This is a genomic window from Stenotrophomonas sp. YJH_SMC_127 (assembly GCF_059372445.1).
Genome location: NZ_JCAFVO010000001.1, coordinates 516,091 through 542,471, shown reverse-complemented (window position 1 = coordinate 542,471; position 26,381 = coordinate 516,091). Strand labels below are relative to the sequence as shown.

19 protein-coding genes are annotated in these 26,381 nt (G+C 67.6%); 12 read left to right on the top strand and 7 right to left on the bottom strand.

Translation table 11 applies throughout. The features are described 5' to 3' along the window. Positions 1 to 32: 32 nt before the first annotated feature. The gene (locus AC5QAB_RS02465) at positions 33 to 3,560 is read left to right on the top strand and encodes a hybrid sensor histidine kinase/response regulator (RefSeq protein WP_197562087.1); all 3,528 of its coding nucleotides are present in this window, start codon (positions 33 to 35) and stop codon (positions 3,558 to 3,560) included. Positions 3,561 to 4,068: 508 nt separating this feature from the next. Here AC5QAB_RS02465 and mdtD read toward each other — a convergent pair. From mdtD to AC5QAB_RS02440, 5 genes are all read right to left on the bottom strand, one after another. After that, positions 4,069 to 5,478 (bottom strand): multidrug transporter subunit MdtD, encoded by a 1,410-nt coding sequence (gene mdtD / locus AC5QAB_RS02460; RefSeq protein ID WP_014648053.1) that lies wholly within the window; start codon positions 5,476 to 5,478, stop codon positions 4,069 to 4,071. 92 nt (positions 5,479 to 5,570) lie between these two features. After that, positions 5,571 to 6,653 (bottom strand): uroporphyrinogen decarboxylase, encoded by a 1,083-nt coding sequence (gene hemE, locus AC5QAB_RS02455; RefSeq protein WP_032957071.1) that lies wholly within the window; start codon positions 6,651 to 6,653, stop codon positions 5,571 to 5,573. 25 nt (positions 6,654 to 6,678) lie between these two features. Beyond that, positions 6,679 to 6,918, bottom strand: a complete 240-nt coding sequence (locus tag AC5QAB_RS02450) for a WGR domain-containing protein (RefSeq protein ID WP_014648051.1) — start codon at positions 6,916 to 6,918, stop codon at positions 6,679 to 6,681. A 143-nt stretch (positions 6,919 to 7,061) separates the two neighbouring features. Continuing rightward, positions 7,062 to 8,174 carry a 3-dehydroquinate synthase gene (gene aroB / locus AC5QAB_RS02445; protein WP_032957074.1) on the bottom strand — a complete coding sequence of 371 codons (1,113 nt, stop codon included), beginning with the start codon at positions 8,172 to 8,174 and terminating at the stop codon, positions 7,062 to 7,064. Then, entirely contained in the window at positions 8,171 to 8,713 is a 543-nt protein-coding gene (locus AC5QAB_RS02440) for a shikimate kinase (RefSeq protein ID WP_197562195.1), read from the bottom strand. The genes aroB and AC5QAB_RS02440 overlap by 4 nt, the downstream gene beginning before the upstream one ends. A gap of 98 nt (positions 8,714 to 8,811) precedes the next feature. Between AC5QAB_RS02440 and AC5QAB_RS02435 the strand changes: the two genes are divergently transcribed. After that, complete coding sequence (locus AC5QAB_RS02435) at positions 8,812 to 9,015, top strand: dodecin family protein (RefSeq protein WP_005410663.1); 204 nt, start codon at positions 8,812 to 8,814, stop codon at positions 9,013 to 9,015. 8 nt (positions 9,016 to 9,023) lie between these two features. On the opposite strand, the gene AC5QAB_RS02430 is transcribed toward AC5QAB_RS02435, so the two are convergent. Further along, positions 9,024 to 9,851: a kinase gene (locus AC5QAB_RS02430; protein WP_046432003.1), complete on the bottom strand. Its 828-nt coding sequence runs from the start codon at positions 9,849 to 9,851 to the stop codon at positions 9,024 to 9,026. 40 nt (positions 9,852 to 9,891) lie between these two features. On the opposite strand from AC5QAB_RS02430, the gene pdxH reads away from it, so the two are divergent. After that, positions 9,892 to 10,491: a pyridoxamine 5'-phosphate oxidase gene (gene pdxH / locus AC5QAB_RS02425; protein ID WP_053495218.1), complete on the top strand. Its 600-nt coding sequence runs from the start codon at positions 9,892 to 9,894 to the stop codon at positions 10,489 to 10,491. A gap of 187 nt (positions 10,492 to 10,678) precedes the next feature. Continuing rightward, the gene (locus tag AC5QAB_RS02420; protein ID WP_197562062.1) at positions 10,679 to 11,131 is read left to right on the top strand and encodes a DoxX family protein; all 453 of its coding nucleotides are present in this window, start codon (positions 10,679 to 10,681) and stop codon (positions 11,129 to 11,131) included. Positions 11,132 to 11,205: 74 nt separating this feature from the next. Here the strand turns inward: AC5QAB_RS02420 and prpR are convergent, their stop codons facing one another. Next, positions 11,206 to 12,789, bottom strand: coding sequence for a propionate catabolism operon regulatory protein PrpR (gene prpR, locus AC5QAB_RS02415; RefSeq protein ID WP_134967273.1), 1,584 nt, complete (start codon positions 12,787 to 12,789; stop codon positions 11,206 to 11,208). Between the two features lie 153 nt (positions 12,790 to 12,942). Here prpR and prpB point away from each other — a divergent pair, with 153 nt between their 5' ends. The 8 genes from prpB to AC5QAB_RS02375 all read left to right on the top strand — a co-directional run bounded on the left by prpB (position 12,943) and on the right by AC5QAB_RS02375 (position 26,360). Then, complete coding sequence (prpB, locus tag AC5QAB_RS02410; RefSeq protein ID WP_005418360.1) at positions 12,943 to 13,836, top strand: methylisocitrate lyase; 894 nt, start codon at positions 12,943 to 12,945, stop codon at positions 13,834 to 13,836. 35 nt (positions 13,837 to 13,871) lie between these two features. Then, entirely contained in the window at positions 13,872 to 15,029 is a 1,158-nt protein-coding gene (gene prpC, locus AC5QAB_RS02405; protein WP_049413436.1) for a bifunctional 2-methylcitrate synthase/citrate synthase, read from the top strand. A gap of 97 nt (positions 15,030 to 15,126) precedes the next feature. Next, on the top strand, positions 15,127 to 17,745 hold the full coding sequence (gene acnD, locus AC5QAB_RS02400) for a Fe/S-dependent 2-methylisocitrate dehydratase AcnD (RefSeq protein ID WP_197606497.1): 2,619 nt from the start codon (positions 15,127 to 15,129) through the stop codon (positions 17,743 to 17,745). Between the two features lie 99 nt (positions 17,746 to 17,844). Beyond that, positions 17,845 to 18,102: a type II toxin-antitoxin system ParD family antitoxin gene (locus tag AC5QAB_RS02395; protein ID WP_032957090.1), complete on the top strand. Its 258-nt coding sequence runs from the start codon at positions 17,845 to 17,847 to the stop codon at positions 18,100 to 18,102. Further along, entirely contained in the window at positions 18,089 to 18,376 is a 288-nt protein-coding gene (locus tag AC5QAB_RS02390; RefSeq protein ID WP_236636205.1) for a type II toxin-antitoxin system RelE/ParE family toxin, read from the top strand. Before AC5QAB_RS02395 ends, AC5QAB_RS02390 begins: the two co-directional genes overlap by 14 nt. A gap of 60 nt (positions 18,377 to 18,436) precedes the next feature. Next, positions 18,437 to 19,615 (top strand): 2-methylaconitate cis-trans isomerase PrpF, encoded by a 1,179-nt coding sequence (prpF, locus tag AC5QAB_RS02385; protein ID WP_032957093.1) that lies wholly within the window; start codon positions 18,437 to 18,439, stop codon positions 19,613 to 19,615. Positions 19,616 to 19,761: 146 nt separating this feature from the next. Continuing rightward, entirely contained in the window at positions 19,762 to 21,222 is a 1,461-nt protein-coding gene (locus AC5QAB_RS02380) for a bifunctional 2-methylcitrate dehydratase/aconitate hydratase (RefSeq protein ID WP_495233133.1), read from the top strand. Positions 21,223 to 21,452: 230 nt separating this feature from the next. Next, complete coding sequence (locus AC5QAB_RS02375) at positions 21,453 to 26,360, top strand: alpha-2-macroglobulin family protein (protein WP_495233132.1); 4,908 nt, start codon at positions 21,453 to 21,455, stop codon at positions 26,358 to 26,360. Positions 26,361 to 26,381 lie beyond the last annotated feature (21 nt).

The window sequence follows — 26,381 nt, the reverse complement described above, 5'->3', positions numbered from 1 at the left end:
GAATCATCAGGACCAGCGTGAGGAGGCAATCGGTGGTGTATCTGCGGGCGGCGATGCTGCTGCTGGTCCTCCTGTGCTGCGCGTTGCCCGCTGCGGCACAGCCGGTGCCTCCGAGCCCGCGGCAGGTGACGGTGTTCGATGGCCTGCCGTCCAATACCGTCAACCGCATGGCCGAGGACCGGTACGGCTACCTGTGGATCGCCACCAACGATGGCCTGGCCCGCTATGACGGCCGCACCTACCGCGTGTGGCGTTCCGAGGATGGACTGCGTGACAACCGCATCTGGACGGTGCTGGTCGATGCCCGCAACCAGTTGTGGATAGGCACCGAGAACGCTGGCCTGGTGCGCATGTCGGCCGACCGCCGGCAGTTGCACTTCTACGACCGCAGCAGCCAGCCGTTGATGGGCACCAACACGGTCTGGAGCCTGGCCAGCACGCCTGATGGCTCGATCTGGTTCGGTACCCACGAAGGCGGCCTGTACCGCCTGGACAGCCAGGACCGCCTGCAGCGCTTCCTGCCCGAGCCGAACAATCCGCGCAGCCTGCCTTCGTCGTCGGTGCCCTACCTGGCCACGCTGGCCGATGGCAGCCTGTGGATCGGCACCAAGCATGGCGTGGCACGCTGGACCGGGACCGACTTCGAGCGTGTCGGTACGGACATCATTCCCAGCCTGCTGATCAACGGGTTGACCGCCGAGCCCGATGGCAGCCTGTGGATCAGCACGATGGCCGGGGCCACCGTGCGCCGCCCGGATGGCCGCTTCGAGGCACCACCGTGGAAGCTGCCGCCAGGCGAGCAGGTGCTGGGCATGATGCTGCGCGACGAGCAGGGCGGACATTGGCTGGATACGCGCACCGGGCTGGGACGTGCGGTCGACGGCCAGTACCAGACCGTGCCGCTGTACAGCGCGATCGCACGCGGTCCGGTGCGGCCGAACTGGACCGGTGCCTATGAGGACCGCGAAGGTGGCATCTGGCTGGCCAGCACCAATGCCGGGTTGTGGCACCTGCTGCCACGCTGGTGGCAGTTCTCGGTGCTGTCGCGGCTGGAGGACGACCCCAGCTCGCTGCGCAATGCGCTCGTGCTGGGCACCAGCCCGTCCAGCAATGGCGGTGTCTGGACCGTGGGCAGCCATGGCGCGCTGGACCGCTTCGATCCGAAGACCGGCAGGATCGAGCAGCACCGCACCTGGGTCAACGGCATGCACTGGCTGACCTCGGTGCGCGAGGACCGGCGTGGCCAGGTCTGGATCGGATCGACCGATGCACTGGTGCGCTACGACCCGCAACGGCGCGAACTGCGTCGTTGGGGCCGTGATGCCGGTACCGATGCGGCGATGGAAGGGGTCATCGAAGCGATGATGACCTGCGACGGCGACAGCCTCTGGTTGATGCTGCCCGCGGGCCTGCAGCAACGTGATCTCGACGGACGCCTGCGGCGCCAGCTGGACAATGGCCAGCGCGGCCTGCAGCAGGGCCAGCTCAACCTCGATGTGGAATGCGGTCCGCAGGACCATATCTGGCTGGCCAGCAGCCGTGGCCTGCTGCAGTGGCTGCCGGAAAGCGAACGCTTCCAGCCGGTGCCGGGTGCGCCGGCAACGGCCATCCATGCGTTGCATGTGGGCCGCGATGGCCAGGTCTGGTTGTCCGAGGACGGGCGCCTGTCGCGATACCGCTGGAGCCAGGGGCGGCTGGAACGGCAGGCGGTGGTCGGTGCCGAACAGGGCTATCCGGCGATCTCCGCCTCTGGACTGGTGGTGGATGCGCAGGGCGTGGCCTGGGCGACCAGCGCACGCGGCCTGGTACGTGTCAGTGCCGATGGGCAGAGCGTGCGCCTGTACGGCGTGCACGACGGCCTGCCAAGCCAGGAATTCCGCGAGCACACCCTGATCGCAGCGGCCGATGGCCACCTGGTGGCCGGAACGGCGGCAGGCGCGGTGGTGTTCGACCCGGAGCAGGTACGGCCTTCGGTACGTCGCGCGCCACTGGTGATCGAGCGGGTGGAAGTGCGCCGCAACGAACAGGTGCTGGACATGACCCACGATGCGCCGTTGCAGATCGCCGATGGCGATCGCGACCTGCGCATCGTCGCGCGATTGCTGTCCTTTGCCGACTCGGCGTCCAATACCTACCGTTATCGCCTGGCCGGCTACGACCCGGATTGGGTTGAAGTCGGTCCGGCGGGTGAGCGCCTGTTCTCGCGCCTGGCGCCGGGCAGCTACCGGCTTGAAGTGCAGGCACGCTCGGCCGACCATGTGTGGTCGCGGGTGCAGAGCCTGGAGTTCCGCGTGCAGCCGCCGTGGTGGCGCAGCCTGTCCGGCCTGCTGGTGCTGGCGTCGGTCGGGTTGCTGCTGACCAGCTGGTTCGCCTGGTTGTACCGACGCCGCCTGCAGAGGCGCCACGCCTACCAGCTGGCGCTGCACAAGCAGGAACTGGCCGAGCAGGCCTCGGCGGCCAAGACCCGCTTCCTGGCCAACCTCGGCCATGAGATCCGTACGCCGATGACCGGCGTGCTGGGCATGAGCGAGCTGCTGCTGGCCTCGCCACTGGACCCGCAGCAACGCGGCTACACGCAGTCGATCCGGCATGCGGGCGAGCACCTGCTGCATCTGGTCAACGATGCGCTGGACCTGGCGCGGATCGAGTCCGGGCGCCTGGAGCTGCAGTCGCAGTCGTTTGCGTTGAATGGCCTGCTGCAGGATCTGGCGGCGCTGATGGGCCCGCTGGCTGCACAGAAGGGCCTGCGCTTCGTCCTGGACAACCAGCTGCCGCCGGGCCTGCAGGCGACCGGTGATGCCATGCGGGTGCGGCAGATCCTGCTGAACCTGCTGTCGAACGCAGTGAAATTCACCAGCCGCGGCACCATCACCCTGCATGCACGTTGCGATGGCGAGCTGCGCGCGCTGCATTTCGAGGTACGTGATACCGGCCCGGGCATCAGCCAGGAACAGCAGCAGCGCCTGTTCCGACGCTTCGAGCAGGCCGATGGTGCACGTACGGCAGCGCAGTACGGTGGCAGCGGCCTGGGCCTGGCGATCTGCCGCGAGCTGGCACAAGCGATGCAGGGGCGGATCCAGGTGGAGAGCCAGCTGGGCCGGGGCACCTGCTTCGGCGTCACCCTGCCGTTGCCACTGGTGGTGGACGGTGACGCCGAGGTGTCCGCCGAGGGGCATCGCGACGATGCGGCGAACATGCCACCGCTGCGGGTGCTGCTGGTCGAGGACGATGCCACCGTGGCCGATGTGGTGCGGGGGTTGTTGAGCGCACGCGGCCACGAGGTGGTGCATGCCGGCCATGCGCTGGCGGCGCTGCGCGAGATCAGTGCCGGCGATTTCGACGTCGGCCTGCTGGATCTGGACCTGCCCGGCCTGAGCGGCTTCGAACTGGCCCAGCACCTGCGTAACCAGGGCTACATGCTGCCGCTGCTGGCGGTGACCGCGCGGACTGATCCGGACCTTCAGCAGCAGGTGGAAGCGGCCGGCATCGGCGGCTTCCTGCGCAAGCCGGTGACCGGTGAACTGCTGGTGGAAGCGATCGCCAGGGCGATGGGCAGGTAGGGTTTATTGCAGGGCTTGCAGTCCTGCACCTGCAGAATCAACGTCAACGTCAAAAGCCCGCCTTCGACAGTTTTCCGCGATCTGTCGGAGCTCGGGGTCGGATCCCGTTGCTGCGCAACGGGCTCTGACCCCAATCTGGAATTCGATATCTGACAGATGTGTCGACCAAGGTCGACACCTACCAACAACCGCGCGTTCCAACAGTCGCCGTTATCCACAGCCGCGTGAACCTGTCAGAGGTGGGGCGGTGTGGGCTTGCAGGACCGTTGGCGCCATGGATGGCGCCATCGAGCCCCCATGGGTGAGGGCGCTTTGCTTGCGAAGCACTGCTTCGCAAGCGCCCGAACGCGCAGCCGCCGGCGGCTGGGCCGGACCGCGGAGCGGGATTTACGGCGTGTCCTGCAAGCCCGCACCGCCCCGCCAACCCACGGAATGCTCGCTGTTGCTGTTGCCGGCCAGCGGCCGGCACTACCGCAGGTGCAGGGCCGCAGGCCCTGCCGAACCCCCTTCACTCCGCGACGTGCTCGACCTGCCGCGGTTCGGGCTTGGTGTCGGGCAGCTGCCAGAAGATCATCGTCGAGGTCAGCGTGATCGCGCCCACGCACAGGAACGTGGCATGCAGCGCGGCGGTGGCGCTGTTGCTGTCCAGGTGGTTGCCGAACGCGGCCAGCAGGCTGCCGGCCGCAGCAGCACCAAAGCCGGCGGCCAGCATCATCACCATCGACAGCAGGCTGTTGCCGGAACTGGCGAACTCACGGTCCAGATCGCGCAGGGTCACGGTGTTCATCACGGTGAACTGCAGCGAATTGACCGCGCCGAAGAACGCCAGCTGCAGCAGGCGCCAGGCCAGGTGCTGGCCGGGTGTCATCAGGATGAAGCTGGCCATCGCCAGGCCGACCAGCACGGTGTTGACCATCAGCACGCGGCGGTAACCGAAGCGCTCGACCAGCCTCACCGCCAGCTGCTTGGAGACCATGCCGGCGGCCGCTACCGGCACCATCATCAGGCCGGCATGCATCGGGCCCAGGCCGAGGCCGACCTGCAGCAGCAGCGGGATCAGCATCGGCATCGCGCTGCTGCCGATGCGCGAGAACAGGTTGCCGAGAATGCCGATGCGGTAGCTGGGCACGCGGAACAGGGCCAGCGAGAACAACGGTGCGGTCGAGTTGGCGGCGTGCAGCCAGTAGCCCACCAGCGCGGCCAGGCCAGCCACGGTCATCAGCATCACCAGTGCGTGTGGCGTACCCAGGCCGGAGATGCCGTCCAGTGCCAGCGACAGCACCACCATCGCGAAGGCCAGCATGACGTAGCCGCGCAGGTCGAAGCGGGTGCGGTGGCTGGCGTAATGGTCGGGCATGATCTTCATCGCGGCGATGAAACCGATCACGCCGATCGGCAGGTTGATCAGGAACACCCAGTGCCATGAGGCGATCTCGACCAGCCAGCCGCCCAGCGTGGGGCCGATCAGCGGGCCGACCAGCGCGGGGATGGCGATGAAGCTCATCGCGCGCAGGAAATCCTCGCGGGGCACCGAGCGCATCACCGCCAGCCGGCCGACCGGCAGCAGCATCGCACCGCCGATGCCCTGCAGCACGCGCGCACCGACCAGCTGGTGCAGGTGCTGGGCCAGCGCGCAGGCCAGCGAGCCGAGGGTGAACAGGATGATCGCCACCAGGAAGGTGCGCCGGGTGCCGTAGCGGTCGGCGATCCAGCCCGAGGCGGGAATGAAGGTGGCTACCGCCAGCGCATAGCTGAACACCACTGACTGCATCTGCAGCGGGCTCTCGCCCAGGCTGGCCGCCATCGCCGGCAACGCCGTGTTGACGATGGTCGAGTCCAGCATCTGCATGAAGATCGCCAGGGACACCAGCCACAGCAGGGGACGCTGGCGGTTGTAGGTCGATGGCGATGTGGACATGGGGTGCGGCCGGTGCAGCGTGGGGGCCGCCATGATCGCGCACTGCGGGTCACGGCGCGATCAAGGTCGCGCCGTACCTGCATGCGGAATGCTCAGCGTTGGCTGTGCGCGTGCACTGCGTCGACCAGCACCTGTACATGCGCCGGGTCCATGTCCGGCGACATGCCATGGCCGAGGTTGAACACATGGCCTTCGCGCGAGCCGCCGTTGCCGGCGGCATAGGTGTCGAGCACGCGCGCGGCGGCCGCGGCGATCGCATCCGGCGAGGCGTACAGCGTGGTCGGGTCGAGGTTGCCCTGCAGGGCGACGCGGCCACCGGTGCGGCGCATCGCCTCGTCCAGGTCCAGCGTCCAGTCCAGGCCCAGTGCATCGGCGCCGGTCTGCGACAGCGCTTCCAGGTGCAGGCCGGTGCCCTTGCCGAACAGGATCAGCGGCGTGCGCTCGCTGCCTTCGCCGCGCTCCAGCCCCTCGGCAATGCGCTGCAGGTAACGCAGCGAGAATTCGCGGTACATCGCCGGCGACAGCACGCCGCCCCAGGTGTCGAACACCTGCAGCGCCTGCGCACCGGCCGCGCGCTGCGCGCCGAGGTAGGCGATCACCGCCTCGGTGGTGACCTCCAGCAGGCGGTGCAGCGCCTGCGGATGGTTCAGCGCCATGGCCTTGATGCGCGCAAAGTCCTTGCTGCCACCGCCTTCCACCATGTAGCAGGCCAGTGTCCACGGGCTGCCGGAGAAGCCGATCAGCGGCACCTGGCCGTCCAGTTCGCGGCGGATCAGCCGTACCGCATCCATCACGTAGCCCAGGTCCTGTTCCATGTCCGGCACCGCCAGCCGGGCGATGGCGGCTTCGTCACGCACCGGGTGCCGGAACTTCGGGCCTTCGCCTTCGACGAAGTACAGCTCCAGGCCCATCGCATCGGGAATGGTGAGGATGTCCGAGAACAGGATGGCCGCGTCCAGCGGGAACCGGCGCAGCGGCTGCAGGGTGACTTCGCAGGCGATCTCCGGGGTCTTGGCCATGGCCAGGAAGCTGCCGGCCTTGGCCCGGGTCGCGCGGTATTCCGGCAGGTAGCGGCCGGCCTGGCGCATCAGCCAGACGGGGGTGCAGTCCACCGGTTCGCGGCGCAGGGCGCGCAGCAGGCGATCGTTGCGGAGAGGGCTGGTCACGATGGGCATTCCTTGGACGGGAGGAGCAGCGGCGTCAGTCGCCGTGCGAAAGGATCTGGAAGCCGCGATGCAGTTCGGCATCACGGGCCTTCTCGAAGGCGTGGCGGGCGTCGTCGGCCTGCAGGAACAGCTCGCGCCGCAGCTGCGAGCGGCTGCCGACACGGCCGCTCTCGCGCAGCAGCTCCCAGCCGCCGAACAGGTCCGGCAGCAGGCTCAGGCGCAGGAAGCGCGGTGCCTGCGCGCCGGCATCGGGATGTTGCAGGTAGACGTGCATGGCGCCGATTGTAGCGGGGCCAGGGTGACCCCGGCCGCAACGCCGGCGTGCCGGTCGCTGGCCGGCAATCCTGCCGCGCAGCCCGGTAGTGCCGGCCGCTGGCCGGCCTCCTCGTTGCTGACGTTGCCGGCCAGCGGCCGGCACTACCGGACCGACAGCACCTTCAGCACCGCCGCCTCATCCACGTCCGGCACCACTTCGGCACGGCCCATCCCGCGCCACAACACCAGGCGCAGGCGGCCGGCCACGTTCTTCTTGTCCAGGCGCATGCGGCCGAGCAGGGCCTGCGGCTCCAGCCCGGCCGGGATCGCCACCGGCAGGCCGAGGCGTTCCAGCAGGGCCTGCAGGCGCGCGCGGTCGGCATCGTCGGCCAGGCCCAGGTCGGTGGACAGCTTCGCCGCCAGCACCATGCCCACCGCCACCGCCTCGCCGTGGTTCAGCGCATCGCGGCCCGGGGCCGAATAGCCCTGTTCGGTCTCGATGGCGTGGCCGAAGGTGTGGCCGAGGTTGAGCAGGGCACGCTCGCCCTTTTCGAACGGGTCGCGCTCGACGATGGCGGCCTTGTGCCGGCAGCTGCGCGCGATGGCCTCGGCCAGCACCGCATCCTCGCCGGCCAGCAGCGCATCGGCATGCTGCTGCAGCCACTCGAAGAACACGGCATCACCCAGCGCGCCGTACTTCACCACTTCGGCCAGGCCGGCACGCAGCTCGCGTGGCGGCAGGGTGGCCAGCACGCGGGTATCGGCGATGACCGCACGCGGTGGATGGAAGGCACCGACCAGGTTCTTGCCGGCCGGAATGTCGACTGCGGTCTTGCCGCCCACCGACGAATCGACCATTGCCAGCAGGGTGGTCGGCAGCTGCACGCAGTCCACGCCGCGCATCCAGCAGGCGGCAGCGAAACCGGCGAGATCACCGACCACGCCGCCGCCGAGGGCGAAGACGCAGGCGTCGCGGGTGGCGCCGAGCGCGGCCAGCGCTTCGATCGCGCGGCCGAACTCGGCCAGCGTCTTGGAGGCTTCGCCCGCGGCCAGCACGTGCTCGCCGATGACCAGGTCGGGGCGAGCGGCCAGCAGCGTCTGCTTCACCGGCGCCAGATAGCGCGGGGCGACTTCACTGTCGCTGAGCAGCAGCACATGACGGCCGCGCACGTGCGAGGCCAGCGCGGTGCCATCGGCCTGGGCACCGGCGCCGATGGTGATGGAGTAGGGGCGGTCGCCGCCAACGGCGACCTGCAGCAGGGCGGGGGAGGTCATGCGGTCAGGTCCTGGCGCTGCCATTGCGTGGCCAGCTTGACCACCAGTTGGGCGGTCGCATCGGCAGCGGTATACGGGTCGGTGTCGAGGGTGAGGTCGGCCAGTTCGCGGTACAGCGGGTCGCGGTGTGCGGCCAGATCGTGCAGCACCTGCTCGCGGTCCGGGCGCTGCAGCAGCGGCCGGCCCTTGTCGCGGGCCAGGCGCTCGAGCTGTTCGGCCACGCTGACCCGCAGATAGACCACGAAGCCGCGCCGGGCGATCAGTGCACGATTGTCCGGATCCAGCACGGCGCCGCCACCGGTGGAGACCAGCTGGCCACGGCCTTCCAGTACCCGCGCAAGCGCCTGGCGTTCATGGCTGCGGAAGCCGGCTTCGCCGGAGTGCTCGAAGATGGTCGGAATGCTGGCGCCGGCGGCATCGACGATGGTCTGGTCGACATCGACGAAGTCCAGCGTGAAACGCTCGGCCAGGCGGCGGCCGATGCAGGTTTTGCCGGCGCCCATCGGGCCGATCAGGATCAGGTTCGGAGCAGGATTCATGCCTTCTGATGCTAACACCTCCGTGCCCTGGCCTTTACGTTCTTCACGTCAGGGTGGGCGTTCCTGCGGGGTCTCCCGCGCCAGACGGAGTACAGGCCATGACGGTCGCCAAGGTCATCGAAATCACTGCGTCCTCGCCGAAAAGCGTGGAAGACGCCGTGCGCAGCGGGCTGAAGAAGGTCTCCGAGACGGTCAAGGGCATCCAGGGCGCCTGGGTGAACGAGACCAAGGTGGTCACCAATGGCAGCGGCGAGATCACCGAATGGCGGGTCAACCTGCGGGTGACTTTCCTGGTGGAATAGGGGCGCGTTCAGCGCACGTCCTGCACCTGTCGCTGGCCGTCCAGCACCACCACGTGGTCGGCCAGGGCGGGCAGGGCGCTCAATGCCTGCCGGCTGACCCGCTCGTAGTACTGCACGAAGCGCTCCAGCTGTGGCCGGCTCATGCCGTGCCGGCCCGGCTGCGCGGCCTGCAGGTTCTGCTCCTGCTGCCAGCGCCAGCGTGGTACCACCGAGAAATCCGGCGGCTGCAGGAACCACAGGCGGTCGCAGCGCTGCCACAACGCCGGGTAGTCACGGGCCAGCGCCTGGTTGCACCAGCGCCGCCAGCGGCCATCGGCGTCGGCTTCGCGTTCCAGTGCGTTCAACGGGCTGTCCAGCGCGTCGTCATCCTGCGCGGGCGTGCCCAGGAACCAGCCTTCGAATACCAGCAGGTCCAGCGGTTGCTGCAGCTGCGGCCAGTGTGCTTCGGGCAGGCGCTCGTCGGCCAGCTTGTCGAAGCGCGGCATTGCGAAGGGCTGGCGTGCGGCCACGGCGTTCAATACCGCATGGGCCAGCGGCAGGTCGTGGGTGCCGGGCGGGCCGCGGGTGATCAGCAGTGGGTGCACCTGGCGGGCCAGCCGTTGGCGCTGTGCGCGGGTCAGGTAGACATCATCGATCGACAGCGTGGCGGCGTTCAGGCCGCGTGCCTGGGCACGGGCCACCACCTGCGCCGCCAGCGTCGATTTGCCGCTCCCCTGCAGGCCGCTGATCGCCAATACTGGAACCGCTGCGCCGCTGCCCAGCGCATCATCCAGCGCCTGTTCGGCCAATGTTTCGGGGAATCCTTTCACCTGGGGCATATACGCAGCAGCGGCCATGCAGCCACAATAGCCCAATCCGTGTGAGAAGAACGCAATCATGAGCGACCTGTACGCCGAAGCCCTGTCCACGTTTGCCGGCCTGTTCGACGAGGCCAAACAGAGCCGCGAGGTCGAGCCGAACGCGATGACCGTGGCCACCGCCGATACGCAGGGTCGTCCCTCGGCGCGCACCGTGCTGCTGAAGGCGTTCGATGAGCGTGGCTTCGTGTTCTACACCCATCTGGACAGCCACAAGGGCCGGGAGCTGCAGGCCAATCCGCAGGCTGCACTGCTGTTCCTGTGGCGCAGCCTGCGCGAGGCCGGCATCCAGGTGCGCATCGAGGGTCGCGTCGAGCAGGTTGCCGCTGCCGAGGCCGACGCCTATTTCGCCAGCCGTCCACGCATGAGCCAGATCGGTGCCTGGGCTTCGCAGCAGTCGAAGACGCTGGCAACGCGCGAGGAATTCGATGCGCGCGTGGCCGAGGTCGAAGCCCGCTTCGAGGGCAAGGACGTGCCGCGCCCGGAGGGCTGGAGCGGCCTGCGCGTGGTGCCTGACCGCATCGAGTTCTGGTATGGCGCGCAGTTCCGCCTGCACGAGCGCTGGTGCTATGAAGCCGGCGCCGAAGGGCGCTGGAGCAAGCGCCTGCTGTACCCGTAAGGCGGGGTGGTGCCGGGGCTGCTGTAGAGCCGAGCCCATGCTCGGCTGATGTTCTCGCAGGAGCAGCCGAGCATGGGCTCGGCTCTACAGCAACCTGCGTTTGTCGCGAACGGACTGGTCCGCTTCATGCACGAGCAGGTCGGCGACGGGCACACTCGCTGCGATGCCCTCGATCTGCGGAGTTGCCATGCCCTCCTGGCGTTGCCTGTTTGCCGTGCCGCCACCACGCCGCGGCGTGGAAGCGTTGTTGTTGCTGCTCGCCCGCATCGTCGCCGGTGTGATGTTCTGCGTGTCCGGCTGGAACAAGGTGTTCACCGACGCCGGGCGCGAGCGCATGGTGCATACGCTGGTCGATGCCGGTATCCCATTCCCGGTGTTCAGTGCGCCGGTACTCGGTGCGATCGAGTGGATTGCGGGTGGTCTGCTGGTGCTGGGCCTTTTGAGCCGCCCCTCGGCCCTGCTGCTGGCGGCGATCTGCGTAGTGGCTGCGCTGACCGATGGCATCGCGCGCATTCCTACGGGACTGAGCGTGCCGGATTGGCTGAGCTGGTTCTTCTACCTGAGCGAAGTGCCGTTGGGCGTACTGCTGCTGTGGATTGCCGCAGTGGGTAGTGGACGGTTCGCCATCGAAGCGCGCTGACGACAGGCACCCTGTAGAGCCGGGCCCATGCTCGGCTGCTTACGCGGGAACCTCAGCCGGGCATGGGCTCGGCTTTACAGGTCCTCCGCGCGCAGCCAGCGCCACAGCGTGGTGCGTGACACGCCCAGCGCCTGCGCCATGCCCTCACGATCATGCCGGTGTTCCCGCAGCAGTGCTTCCAGCTTGGCCCGCGGCGGGCGCCTGCCGTTGCTTTCCAGCGGCAACGCCGCGACACCTTCATGCACCAGCTCGGGTGCCAGCTGCAGCAGCCGCGCCGTATCGATCAGCCCTTCACCGGGCTGCCAGTGGATGCGCAGGCGATCGACCAGATTGCGCAGCTCGCGCACGTTTCCCGGCCACTCGGCCGCGCACAGCACCGCCAGCGCCGCCTCATCCAATGGCGCGTCGATGCCACGCAGCTGGCGGAAGAAATGCTGCGCCAGCAACGGGATGTCACCGCGTCGGGCGCGCAGCGAGGGCAGGGCAATCCGCAGCGCGGCCAGGCGGTAATACAGGTCGCGGCGGAAGCTGCCGGCCGCCGCGCGCTGCTCCAGCGATTGCAGGGTGGCGGCGACCACGCGCAGGTCCACCGGCGTCGGTTCGGTGGCACCCACGCGCAGCACTTCACGTTCCTCCAGCACCCGCAGCAGGCGGGTCTGCAGCGGCAGCGGCAGTTCGCCGATTTCGTCCAGGAACAGGGTGCCGCCATCTGCAGCTTCCACCAGGCCAACGCGGCCGCCGCGCCGTGCGCCGGTGAAGGCGCCATCGCTGTAGCCGAACAGCTCCGCTTCCAGCAGCGATTCGCTGATCGCGCCACAGTTCAGCGCGACGAAGCGGCCACGGCGCCCGCTGGCGGCGTGCAGCTGGCGCGCCACCAGTTCCTTGCCGGTGCCGGTTTCGCCGCTGACCAGCACGGTGCTGTCATGTGGGGCATACAGCGCGATCTGCGCGCGCACCTGCGCCATCGCGTCGCTGTCGCCGAGCAGTTCATGCGCATCGGCACGCGCTGCCGGGCGCCGGCGCGGTGCAGCGCGGTTGCTGCCGGAACGTGCCAGGGTCTGGGTCAGTTCCAGCGCATGTTCGAACGCCTGCCGCACCGAGTCGGCCGAATACAGCAGCACCCCGGGCAGGCCGGCCTGCTCGGCATGGTCGATGGCCATGCCGGTGCCGACGATCACCTCGATGCCGTTGGCGCGCAGGTCGGCGATGCAGTCGCGCGCATCCTCGCGGGTGACGAAACGGCGATGCTCGATATCCAGGCCGAAACTCTGCTGGAAGTTGCTGAACACCGGTACGTCGCTGGCGTGGGTGACCAGGCCGATGCGGCTGGCGATACGCCGTGCCCGGGCCAGCGCTTCCATCAGGTCGAAGCCGTTGGCCTGGATCGGCACCAGCGGCAGCTCCAGCCGGCCGCGCAGCCAGGCCGCGTTGGAGCCGCCAGCGATGACCACGTCGCAGTGCTCGCGGCGCAGGCGTTGGCCGATCACCTCCACCGCTTCCTCGAAGCCGAGATTGATCTGTTCGATACGCGCGCGGCGGTCGAACTCGGGGATCACGTCGCCGAGCAGGCCGGTCAGCCGCGAGACGCTGACCGTCCAGATCACCGGACGGCCCGGGTCGGCATCGGCATGGCGAAGCGGGGAGCGGGGCAGATACATGGCAGCCGGTTCGGGGAGGATGTTTCATGATACATCCGTTTCAATGTTTCATATGTTCCACTGCTGCATGCCGGTCATTCCCGTGAAATCAACCGCTTGCAGCTTGGCATGGTGCTTGCGCTTCCTTATCCGTACTTCAACCTGGATCGTCGCATGACCGCTTCTGCCCCTTTCTCCGCCGGTGCCCGCTTCCGTGAGGCGCTGGCTGCCGAATCGCCGCTGCAGGTGATCGGTGCGATCAACGCTAACCACGCCCTGCTGGCCAAGCGCGCCGGCTTCCGTGCCATTTACCTGTCCGGCGGCGGCGTTGCCGCAGGCTCGCTGGGCCTGCCGGACCTGGGCATCAACACCCTGGAAGACGTGCTGGTGGACGTGCGCCGCATCACCGATGTCTGCGACCTGCCCTTGATGGTCGACATCGACACCGGCTTCGGCCCGAGCGCGTTCAATATCGCGCGCACCGTGAAGTCGCTGATCAAGGCCGGCGCGGCCGCCTGCCACATCGAGGACCAGGTCGGTGCCAAGCGTTGCGGCCATCGGCCGGGCAAGGAGATCGTCTCGCAGGGTGAAATGGTCGACCGTGTGAAGGCCGCTGCCGATGCCAAGACCGATCCGGACTTCTTCCTGATCGCGCGCACCGATGCCATCCAGGTGGACGGCGTGGACAAGGCGATCGAGCGCGCCATCGCCTGTGTCGAGGCCGGTGCCGACGGCATCTTCGCCGAGGCCGCCTACGATCTGGATACCTACCGCCGCTTCGTCGACGCGGTGAAGGTGCCGGTGCTGGCCAACATCACCGAATTCGGCGCCACCCCGCTGTTCAGCCGCGATGAACTGGCCTCGGCCGGCGTCGCCATTCAGCTGTTCCCGCTGTCGGCGTTCCGTGCCGCCAACAAGGCCGCCGAGAACGTCTACCAGGCGGTGCGCCGCGATGGCCACCAGCGCAACGTGGTGGAAACCATGCAGACCCGCGAGGAACTCTACGACCGCATCGGCTATCACGCCTTCGAGCAGCAGCTCGATGCGCTGTTCGCCGCCAAGAAATAAGCAGTACCCTGCACCATCAAGTTTCGGAGGGAAACATGAACGATACGACCGCAACCCCGACCTTCAAGCCGAAGAAGTCCGTCGCCCTGTCCGGCACCGCCGCCGGCAACACCGCGCTGTGCAGCGTGGGCCGCAGCGGCAACGACCTGCACTACCGCGGCTACGACATCCTGGACCTGGCCAACACCAGCGAGTTCGAGGAAATCGCCTACCTGCTGGTGCACGGCAAGCTGCCGACCCGCGCCGAGCTGGTTTCGTACAAGGCCAAACTGAAGTCGCTGCGTGGCATTCCTGCTGCGGTGAAGGCGGCGCTGGAAGAGCTTCCGCCGTCGGCACACCCGATGGACGTGATGCGTACCGGCGTGTCCGTGCTCGGCTGCGTGGCGCCGGAGAAGGACGACCACAACCATCCGGGCGCGCGTGACATCGCCGACAAGCTGATGGCCTGCCTCGGTTCGATGCTGCTGTACTGGTACCACTGGAGCCACAACGGCCGTGCCATCGACGTGGAAACCGACGATGACTCGATCGGCGGCCACTTCCTGCACCTGCTGCACGGCGAGAAGCCGCAGGAATCGTGGGTGAAGGCGATGCACACCTCGCTGATCCTGTACGCGGAGCACGAGTTCAACGCCTCGACGTTCACCTGCCGCGTCATCGCCGGCACCGGCAGCGACATGTACAGCGCGATCTGCGGTGGCATCGGCGCGCTGCGCGGTCCGAAGCACGGCGGCGCCAACGAAGTGGCGTTCGAAGTGCAGAAGCGCTACGACAACCCGGATGAAGCCGAGGAGGACATCAAGGCGCGCGTCGAGCGCAAGGAAGTGGTGATCGGTTTCGGCCACCCGGTCTATACCGTCTCCGATCCGCGCAACAAGGTGATCAAGGACGTGGCCCGCGAGCTGTCCGAGGAACAGTCGAGCATGAAGATGTACGACATCGCCGAGCGCCTGGAATCGGTGATGTGGGACATCAAGAAGATGTTCCCGAACCTGGACTGGTTCAGTGCGGTCAGCTACCACATGATGGGCGTGCCGACCGCGATGTTCACCCCGCTGTTCGTGATCGCGCGCACCGCCGGCTGGAGCGCGCACATCATCGAGCAGCGCATCGACGGCAAGATCATCCGCCCGAGCGCCAATTACATCGGTCCGGAAGACCGCGACTTCGTCGCCATCGACAAGCGCGTCTGATCCCCCTGCTGTACCCATCCGGCCGGCCGCATGCCGGCCGGGTGCTTTCGCCGCCGCACCGCCGGCACCCGGCCCGCCCCAAGCACTCCGCCAGCCCATGAATACCGATTACCGCAAGAACCTCCCCGGCAGCGCGCTGGACTATTTCGACGCGCGCGCCGCTGTCGATGCGATCCAGCCCGGCGCCTATGCCACCCTGCCGTACACCTCGCGCGTGCTGGCCGAGAACCTGGTGCGCCGATGCGATCCGGCCACGCTCGGCGATTCGCTGAAGCAGCTGATCGAGCGCCGTCGCGACCTCGACTTCCCGTGGTTCCCGGCACGCGTGGTGTGCCACGACATCCTCGGCCAGACCGCGCTGGTGGACCTGGCCGGCCTGCGTGATGCGATCGCCGACAAGGGCGGCGACCCGGCCAAGGTCAATCCGGTGGTGCCGGTGCAGTTGATCGTCGATCACTCGCTGGCGGTGGAATGCGGTGGCTACGATCCGCAGGCGTTCGAGAAGAACCGCGCCATCGAGGATCGCCGCAACGAAGACCGTTTCCACTTCATCGACTGGACCAAGCAGGCGTTCCAGAACGTGGACGTGATTCCGCCGGGCAACGGCATCATGCACCAGATCAACCTGGAGAAGATGTCGCCGGTGATCTACGTGCAGGACGGCGTAGCCTTCCCGGATACCTGCGTGGGCACCGACAGCCACACCCCGCACGTCGACGCGCTGGGCGTGATCGCGATTGGTGTTGGCGGCCTGGAAGCGGAGAACGTGATGCTGGGCCGCGCGTCGTGGATGCGCCTGCCGGATATCATCGGCGTCGAGCTGACCGGCAGGCCGCAGCCGGGCATCACCGCCACCGACGTGGTGCTGGCACTGACCGAGTTCCTGCGCAAGGAACGCGTGGTGGGTGCGTATCTTGAATTCTTCGGCGAGGGGGCGTCGGCACTGACCATCGGTGACCGCGCCACCATCTCCAACATGTGCCCCGAATACGGCGCCACCGCCGCGATGTTCTATATCGACGGGCAGACCATCGATTACCTGCGCCTGACCGGCCGCGAGGAATCGCAGGTGGCGCTGGTGGAGAACTATGCGCGCACCACCGGTCTGTGGGCCGATGACCTGGCCACCGCGCAGTACGAGCGCGTGCTGCGCTTCGACCTGTCCAGCGTGGTGCGCAACATGGCTGGCCCGTCCAACCCGCACAAGCGCGTGGCCACTGCCGAGCTGGCCGAGCGCGGCATCGCCGACGAAGCCAAGCTGGCAGCGGGCAGGGCCGAGCAGGCGCAGGGCCTGATGCCCGACGGCGCGGTGATCATCGCCGCCATCACCAGCTGCACCAACACCTCCAACCCGCGCAACGTGATCGCTGCCGCACTGCTGGCGCGCAAGGCCAACGAACGTGGCCTGCTGCGCAAGCCGTGGGTAAAGTCGTCGCTGGCGCCGGGCTCGAAGGCGGTGCAGCTGTACCTGGAAGAATCCGGCCTGCTGCCGGACCTGGAAAAGCTCGGCTTCGGCATCGTCGCCTTCGCCTGCACCACCTGCAACGGCATGAGCGGCGCGCTGGATCCGGCCATCCAGCAGGAGATCATCGATCGCGACCTGTACGCCACGGCCGTGCTGTCGGGCAACCGCAACTTCGATGGCCGCATCCACCCGTATGCGAAGCAGGCCTTCCTGGCGTCGCCGCCGCTGGTGATCGCCTATGCCATCGCCGGCACCGTGCGCTTCGACATCGAAAAGGACGTGCTGGGCGTGGATGCCGATGGCAACGAGGTGCGCCTGAAGGACATCTGGCCGAGCGATGCCGAGATCGACGCGGTGGTGAAGGCCTCGGTGAAGCCCGAGCAGTTCCGCCGCGTCTACAACCCGATGTTCAACGTGCGCGTGGAGCATGGCGCGGCGGTCAGCCCGCTGTACGACTGGCGCCCGCAGAGCACCTACATCCGCCGTCCGCCGTACTGGGAGGGCGCACTGGCCGGTGAGCGCACACTGTCGGGCATGCGTGCGCTGGCGGTGCTGCCGGACAACATCACCACCGACCACCTGTCGCCGTCCAACGCGATCCTGGCATCCAGTGCCGCCGGGGAATACCTGGCGAAGATGGGCCTGCCGGAAGAGGACTTCAATTCCTACGCCACCCACCGCGGTGACCACCTGACCGCACAGCGCGCCACCTTCGCCAACCCGAAGCTGTTCAATGAAATGGTGCGCAACGACGATGGCAGCGTGAAGCAGGGTTCGCTGGCGCGCGTGGAGCCGGAAGGCAAGGTGATGCGCATGTGGGAAGCGATCGAGACCTACATGGACCGCAAGCAGCCGCTGATCATCATCGCCGGTGCCGACTATGGCCAGGGCAGCTCGCGTGACTGGGCAGCCAAGGGCGTGCGCCTGGCCGGTGTGGAAGCGATCGTGGCCGAAGGCTTCGAACGCATCCACCGCACCAACCTGATCGGCATGGGCGTGCTGCCGCTGGAGTTCAAGCCGGGCACCACCCGCCTGACCCTGGGCATCGACGGTACCGAGACCTTCGACGTGATCGGCGAGCGCACCCCGCGCGCCGACCTGACCCTGGTCATCCACCGCCGCGACGGGCAGGACGTGATCGTGCCAGTGACCTGCCGCCTGGACAGCGACGAGGAAGTGGCGATCTACGAAGCCGGTGGCGTGCTGCAGCGCTTCGCCCAGGATTTCCTGGAAGGGGCCAAGGTGGCGTGATACCGGCCTGAATGCCTGCCCCCGGAGGCCGGGGGCGGCTTGTCCGACACCCGGGCAGGGCGCACACTGACTTGGCAAAAACTGCCAATGGAGAGTCTCATGGCCACCATGAACATTTCGCTGACCGACCCGCTCAAGCAGTTCGTGGACGAGGAAGTGCGTGAAGGCGGCTACTCCAGTACGTCGGACTACGTGCGTGACCTGATCCGTCAGCGCCAGCGCAGCAAGGCCGAAGAGCTGCTCAAGCAGTTGATAGCCGAGGGGCTGGCTTCTGGTCCAGGCGTCGCGGTGACGGCCGACACATTCGAGCGCATGCGTCGCGAACTGACCGAAAGGATGGAGCGTGAAGGCGATTGAATGGCGGCCAAGGGCCGAAGCCGACGCAGCCGATGCCGCACTGTGGTTTGCACGGCAGGGTGGGCTGGTACTGGGTCGGCGCTTTCTCGCCGAGTTGGAGGCCACGCTTCAACGCATCGCCGTGTTTCCAGGCTCGGGTTCCACCCGGCACGCCGACCTCGCAGCACAGCTGCCGGTGCCGTTGCGGTTCATGCTGGTTCCGGGCTTCGAACGCTACCTCGTCTATTACCTCGATCTACCGGACCGCGTGGACATCATGCGTGTGGTGCGTTGATCGTGGTCTTGACGCACTGATGCAAGACATTTCCTGAAATTCAAACGCGTGGATTCGACGATGACCTTCCTCCCGCAACTCCGTATTCCCGCCACCTACATGCGCGGCGGCACCAGCAAGGGCGTGTTCTTCCGCCTGCAGGACCTGCCCGAAGCCGCTCAGGTGCCGGGCGCCGCGCGCGATGCGCTGCTGATGCGCGTGATCGGCTCGCCCGATCCGTATGGCAAGCAGACCGACGGCATGGGCGGTGCCACCTCCAGCACCAGCAAGTGCGTGATCATCTCCACCGCCTCGGTGCCGGACCACGATGTGGACTACCTGTACGGCCAGGTCTCGATCGACACCGCCTTCGTCGATTGGAGCGGCAACTGCGGCAACCTCAGTACGGCAGTGGGTCCGTTCGCGATCGCCAATGGGCTGATCGATCCGGCCCGGGTGCCGCGCGATGGCCTGTGCACCGTGCGCATCTGGCAGGCCAACATCGGCAAGACCATCATCGCCCACGTGCCGATGCGCGATGGCGAAGTGCAGGAGATCGGCGATTTCGAGCTGGATGGCGTGACCTTCCCGGCCGCCGAGATCCAGCTGGAGTTCATCGATCCGTCCGATGACGGCGATGCGGGCGCGATGTTCCCGACCGGCAACCTGGTCGACACCTTGGACGTGCCGGGCGTCGGCAGTTTTGAGGTGACCATGATCACCGCCGGCATTCCGACCATCTTCCTCAATGCGGCCGACCTGGGCTACACCGGCACCGAACTGCAGCCTGCGATCAACGAGGACAAGGGGGCGCTGGAGCGCTTCGAGAAGATCCGCGCCTACGGCGCCTTGCGCATGGGTCTGATCAGGAACCTGGAAGATGCGGCCACCCGCCAGCACACGCCGAAGGTGGCCTTCGTGGCGCCGGCACAGGACTACGTGTCCTCCAGCGGCAAGGCCATTCCGGCCTCGGCCATCGACCTGCACGCGCGGGCGTTGTCGATGGGCAAGCTGCACCACGCGATGATGGGCACCGCCGCCGTGGCGATCGGCACGGCGGCGGCGATTCCGGGCACGCTGGTCAATCGCGCGGCCGGTGGTGGTGAACGCGAAGCGGTGACCTTCGGCCACCCTTCCGGCACGCTGCGCGTGGGTGCGCAGGCCGGCCTTGTTGACGGCCAGTGGACAGTGACCAAGGCCATCATGAGCCGCAGCGCCCGCGTATTGATGGAAGGCAAGGTGCGGGTGCCGGCCGAATAACCAGCCGGTCGGCGCTGGCATCACATGCTTCGGTAGATGCCAACCTTGGTTGGCATGGCATTGGCACCGCCCGGGCAACGTCCAGCGCCAACCAAGGTTGGCGACTACCGGGAGGCGCGGCCTGAGCTCTGAAGAGGAGATCGACGATGTCTGACAGCCACACCCCATCCAACGAGCGTGCAGCGTGGGATGCGCTGCTGGTGGACATCGTCGATTACGTACGCGACGCGCGCATCGACTCCCCCCTGGCCTTCCAGACCGCGCACTACTGCCTGCTCGACACGCTGGGCTGCGGGTTGGAAGCGCTGTCCTTCCCGGCCTGCAGCAAGCTGCTCGGTCCGCTGGTGCCGGGTATCAGCGTGGTCAACGGGGCGCGCGTGCCGGGTACGCACTACGTGCTGGACCCGGTGCAGGCCGCCTTCAACCTGGGCGCGATGGTGCGCTGGCTGGATTTCAACGACACCTGGCTGGCCGCCGAATGGGGCCACCCGTCGGACAATCTGGGCGGCATCCTGTCTGTCTGCGATTGGCTGGGGCGCAACGCGCAGGCCCTGCATCGCCCAGCGCCGACCCTGCATGACGTGCTGCTGGCGATGATCAAGGCACACGAGATCCAGGGCGTGCTGGCCCTGCAGAATTCCTTCAACCGGGTCGGGCTGGACCACGTGGTGCTGGTCAAGGTGGCCACCACCGCGGTGGTCGCGCAGTTGCTCGGCCTGGATCGCGAACGCATGCTCAATGCACTGTCGCTGGCCTGGGTCGATGGCCAGGCGCTGCGCACCTACCGGCACGCGCCCAACACCGGCTTGCGCAAGAGCTGGGCGGCCGGCGATGCGACCAGCCGTGGCGTGCGCCTGGCGCTGATGGCGGCCAGTGGCGAGATGGGCTATCCCAGTGTGTTGAGCGCGCCGACCTGGGGTTTTGAAGCGGTATCGATGCAGGGCAAGGCGCTGACGCTGGAGCGACCGCTGGGCAGCTACGTGATGGAAAACGTGCTGTTCAAGATCAGCTACCCGGCCGAGTTCCATGGCCAGACCGCGGTGGAGGCGGCGATCACGCTGCACCAGCAGCTGCGTGCGATGGGGCGGCGGGTCGAGGACATCGCGCACATCGCCATCCGCACCCAGGAAGCCTGCATCCGCATCATCGACAAGCAGGGGCCGCTGCACAACCCGGCCGACCGCGACCACTGCGTGCAGTACATGGTCGCCATCGCGCTGCTGCATGGGCGGCTGGTGGCCCAGGACTACGAGGACGACGTTGCCGCCGACCCGCGCATCGACGCACTGCGCGCGAAGATGGCCTGTCATGAGGACGCGCAGCTCAGCGCCGACTACCTGGACCCGGACAAGCGCAGCATCGCCAACGGCCTGAGCGTGCGCTTCAGCGACGGCACTGAGCTGCCCGAGGTGCTGGTGGAATACCCGCTGGGCCACGCGCGCCGACGTGAGGAGGGCATTCCGTTGCTGATGGACAAGTTCCGCCGGCACCTGGCCCATCGCTTCCCGACCACCCAGCAGCAGCACATCCTGGCCGCATCGCTGGATCCGGTGGCGCTGGCGGCGATGCCGGTGACCGACTATGTGGACCTGTACCTGCCGGGGTAGGGGACGCTTCACCGGATCTGACACCACGCCTGCTTGCCGGGCACGTGGCTCGATCCGCTTGGGTAGGTGCCAACCTTGGTTGGCATGGGCCCAATCCCAACCAAGGTTGGCGGCTACCGAGACTGCCGGCCAGCGGCCGGCACTACCCGCGCCTGGGGCAATTGCCGGATTTGCGTCAACACCTTGACGTGGCCTGCCTATAATGGCGGCCTCGATCAAGGAGTGACGACATGAGCGGTCCGGCACGGCGGAAGCGGTGGGGATGGGCGGCGGCCGTACTGGCAGGAGGCCTGTTGCTGGGGCTGGCCGGCTGCCGCAATGACAGCGGGCAGCTGCCCAAGGCCAGTGGTGAAGCGATCACCACCAAGGCCGAGCAGGTGAAGGAATTCACCCTGCTGCGTGCCTACCCGGACCAGAAGAATGACGGCCTGTCGCTGGCGCTGGAGTTCTCGCGCCCGCTGGTCGGCACCCAGGATTTCGACAAACTGGTTCGCTTCGAAGAGAAGGTCGGCACCGAGGACAGCAGCTGGACGCTGTCCGATGACGGCCTGACCCTGCGTTACCCGTTCGTCGAGGCCGGCAAGGAGTTCAGCCTGGTGGTCTCGCCGGACCTGCTGGCCGCCGACGGCAGCCGGCTGGGCAAGGAACTGAAGCAGAAGGTGTTCAGCGGCGAGCTGAAGCCGGTGGTCGGTTTCGCCTCGCAGGGCAGCGTGCTGCCGGCCAAGGACAGCCGCGGCCTGCCGGTGGTCTCGGTGAACGTGCCGGAGGTCGACGTCGAGTTCCTGCGCGTGCGCGAGAAGGACCTGCCGACCTTCTTCAGCCAGTACCAGCGCGGCGGCCGCCGTGGCAGCTGGGAGCTCAGCAGCGACTACGAGCGCAGCCCGATCAACAAGCTGGCCGAGCCGGTCTACGTCAACCGCTTCATCCTGGGTGGCAAACAGAACGAGCGGGTGCTGACCTACCTGCCGACCCAGGACATCAAGGAACTGCAGGAGCCGGGCCTGTACTTCGCCCTGCTCAAGCGCACCGGTGACTACGAGGGCGAGTTCGATACCGCGTTCTTCTCGGTCAGCGACATCGGCCTGCATACCCGTGCCTACAAGGACAAGCTGTTCGTGCACACCGCCGGCCTCAAGGACGGTGCGCCGCTGAAGGGCATCGACCTGCGCGTGCTCGACGCCAAGGGTGAGGTGGTGCTGAAGGGCAGCACCGACGGCAACGGCAATGCGCTGCTGAACTACACCCTGGATGCCACCCACCTGCTGGTCGCCAGCAGTGGCAAGGACACCAGCTTCCTGCCGTTCAACCAGCCGGCGCTGGACCTGAGTGAGTTCGCCGTGGCCGGTCGTGACAACGCCTGGTTCGACGTCTACGCCTGGTCCGGCCGCGACCTGTACCGCCCGGGCGAGACCGTGCGCCTGTCCGCGCTGCTGCGCGACAACGACGGCAAGCCGGTCAAGGCACAACCGGTGTTCCTGCGCCTGAAGCAGCCCGACGGCAAGACCTTCCGCGAGACCCGCCTGCAGCCGGGCGACCAGGGCTACATCAACTTCGAGCAGGTGATCCCCGCCGAGGCGCCGACCGGGCGCTGGCAGGTCGAGTTCCGCACCGACCCGGCCAGCAAGGAAGCGATCCAGGGCATGACCCTGCGCATCGAGGAGTTCCTGCCCGAGCGCATGAAGCTGGACCTGGACAGCGCGCAGAAGACGCTGAAGCCGGGCGAGGACCTGCGCCTGCAGGCCAACGGCGCCTATCTGTACGGCGCGCCGGCCGACGGCAACCGCTTCACTGCGCGCATGGCGGTGGCTGCCGAGCAGAAGCCGGTGGACGGCCTGCCGGGCTATTTCTTCGGTGACCCGACCCTGCAGCTGCCGCGCGAGGCCAAGGACGTGATCGATACCACGCTGCCGGCCAATGGCCAGCTGCGTGAGGATGTGGCGTTGCCGGAAGAGGCGGCCAAGGCCAAGGCACCGATCGCCGTGGTGTTGTCCGGCAGCCTGTATGAAACCGGTGGCCGCACGGTCACCCGTACCCTGAAGCGGGTGATGTGGCCGGCCAACGCGCTGGTCGGCGTGCGGCCGCTGTTCAATCCCGACGATGGTGCTGATTCCAACGGCAACGCACGCTTCGAACTGATGCGCGTGGATGCCGCCGGCACACCGCAGCCAGCCAAGGGCCTGAAGATCACCCTGGTGCGGGAACTGCGCGACTACCACTGGACCTTCAACGACAACCGCTGGGATTACGATTTCACCCGCCGTTTCGAGAACAAGGAAACCCGCACCGTCGATTCCGGCAGCAGTGCGGTTGCCTTTGATTTCCCGGTGGAGTGGGGCGAGTACCGGGTGGACGTGTTCGATCCGTCCACCGGACTGACCAGCCGCTACCCGTTCCGTGCGGGTTGGAGCTGGGGCGATGACAACCGTGGCCTGGATGCACGCCCGGACAAGGTCAAGCTGGGCCTGGACAAGACCGGCTACAAGGCCGGTGACACCCTGGAAGTGACGGTGACCCCGCCGCACGCCGGCAAGGGCATCCTGATGGTCGAGACCGACCGCATGCTGTATGTGCAGGACATCGAGGCCAAGCCGGGCTCGACCTTCAAGATCCCGGTCACCGCCGACTGGGAACGCCACGACGTCTACATCACCGCGCTGGTGTTCCGCGGCGGCAGTGCGCCGAGCAAGATCACCCCGGCCCGTGCCGTGGGCGTGGTGCATGTGCCGATGGACCGCAAGGGCCGAACCGTGGCCGTCGGCCTGGTCGCGCCCAAGCAGATGCGGCCGGAACAGGACCTGCCGGTAACGGTCAGCGCACCGCAGCTGGCCGGCAGGGCCGCGCACGTGACCGTCTCGGCGGTGGACGTGGGCATCCTCAACATCACCCGTTTCCCGGTGCCCGACGCCGGCGCGCACTTCTTCGCCCAGCGTCGCCTCGGGATCGATGCCTATGACATCTACAGCCGGGTGATCGAGAGCTTCGATGGTGGCAGCGGCAAGCTGAAGTTCGGCGGCGACATGGCGCTGCAGGCGTTGCCGCAGGCCAAGCGCCCGACCGCGCGCGTGCAGACCGTGGACCTGTTCTCCGGCCCGGTGCAGCTCGATGCCAAGGGCAATGCCCGCATCCGCCTGAAGGTGCCGGACTTCAACGGCACCCTGCGCGTGTCCGCGCTGGTCTACAGCGATGACCAGTACGGCAAGCGTGACGTGGAAACCATCGTGCGCGCCCCGATCCTGGCCGAAGCCAGCATGCCGCGCGTGCTGGCCCCGGGCGACCGCAGCACCGTGACCCTGGACGTGCAGAACTTCACCGGCAAGCCGGGGCAGTTCAACGTGAAGGTGGAAAGCGAGGGTCCGCTGAACCTGGGTGAGGGCAGCCGCAGCGTGCAGTTGAATGCCGATGCCAAGACCACGCTGAGCTTCCCGTTGTCGGCTCGCGAGGGCCACAGCGTGGCCAAGGTGCGGGTGCGGGTGGACGGCAACGGCTTCAAGGCTGATCGCCGCTACGACCTACCGGTGCGTGCGGCGTGGCCGCAGGTGCTGCGTTCGCAGGTGCGCACACTCGATCCGCTGGCCGCGGTCAGCCTCGACAACAGCCTGACCGATGGCCTGATGGCAGAGTCGGTGAATGCCCGCCTGCTGGTCAGCCCGCTGCCGCCGATCCCGTTCGCCAGTGCACTGCAGGGCGCGCTGAACTACCCGTATGGCTGTGCCGAGCAGACCACCAGCAAGGGTTACGCCGCGCTGATCCTGGACCAGGCGACGTCGTCGATGCTCGGTGCCGACGGCCTGGATGCCAAGACCCGTAGAGAGCGCATGGAAGGTGCGTTCGGTCGCCTGGCGTCGATGCAGGTGGCCAATGGCAACTTCTCGATGTGGGGTGACGACGGCTACGTCAATCCGTGGCTGACCCCGTACATCACCGAATTCCTGCTTGATGCCAAGGACGCCGGCTTCGCCGTGCCCGACAACGTGCTGCAGAAGGCGCTCAACCGGCTCAGCGAGGATCTGCTGTCCGGCGGCAATCAGTTCTATGGCCAGGAGGATCGCGAGAAGCTGAAGTTCGCCAACCAGGCGTATTCGGGTTACGTGCTGGCCCGGGTCAACCGTGCACCGCTGGGTACCCTGCGCACGCTGTACGACAACGAGCGCAGCAAGGCGGTCGGCGGCCTGTCGCTGGTCCACCTGGGCGTGGCGCTGTCGTTGCAGGGTGATGCCAAGCGTGGCCAGGCCGCGCTGGCGGCGGCCTTCGCCAAGTCCAGTAGCGAGCGCCCGTCGTACTTCGGCGACTACGGCAGTGCGATCCGTGATGACGCGCTGATGATCGCGCTGACCCATGAAAACAAGCTGGCCAAGCCGGCCTGGGATGCGCGTGCGGTCGATCTCGGCCGTGGCCTGGATGCGCGCCGCAATGCCGGCTGGATGTGGCTGAGCACGCAGGAACAGGTGGCGATTGCCCGCCTCGGCAAGGCCCTGGCCGCCAACCAGAAGGCGCTGGTGGCCGGTGAGCTGGTGATCGGTGGCAGCACCGAAGCCATCGGCGAGCGCAAGCTGTTCGGACGCAACTTCAGCGCCAGTGAGCTGGCCAGCGGCGTGCGCTTCACCCCGCAGGGGCAGCCGCCGATGTTCGCCAGCATTGATGTGGCCGGCATCCCGCGCAGCGCACCGGCACCGGACAACAGCGTGCTGGGCGTCGAGCGCAGTTACTACGGCACCGATGGCAAGCCGTGGTCGCCGCGCCCGCTGAAGGAAGGCGAAGCGCTGATCGTGCGCGTCACGGTGACTGCCGACACCACGATGCCCGATGCGCTGCTGACCGACCTGCTGCCGGCGGGCCTGGAAATCGAGAACTTCAACCTGGGCGACGCCAAGCAGTGGGCCGACGTGGTGGTCGATGGCATCACCATCAGCGACCGTGGTGAGGCCGCCGACACCAAGCACGAGGAGTTCCGCGATGACCGCTATGTGGCCGCGCTGAAGCTCTCGCGTGGCAGCAAGGCCAACGTGTTCTACCTGGTACGCGCGGTGACGCCGGGAACCTACTCGGTGCCGCCGCCGCTGGTGGAGGACATGTACCGGCCGCAGCTGCGCGGCGTCGGCCGCAGCAACCCGACCACGATCACGGTGGTACAGCCGTGACCGCGCGGACGGGCCGCGACG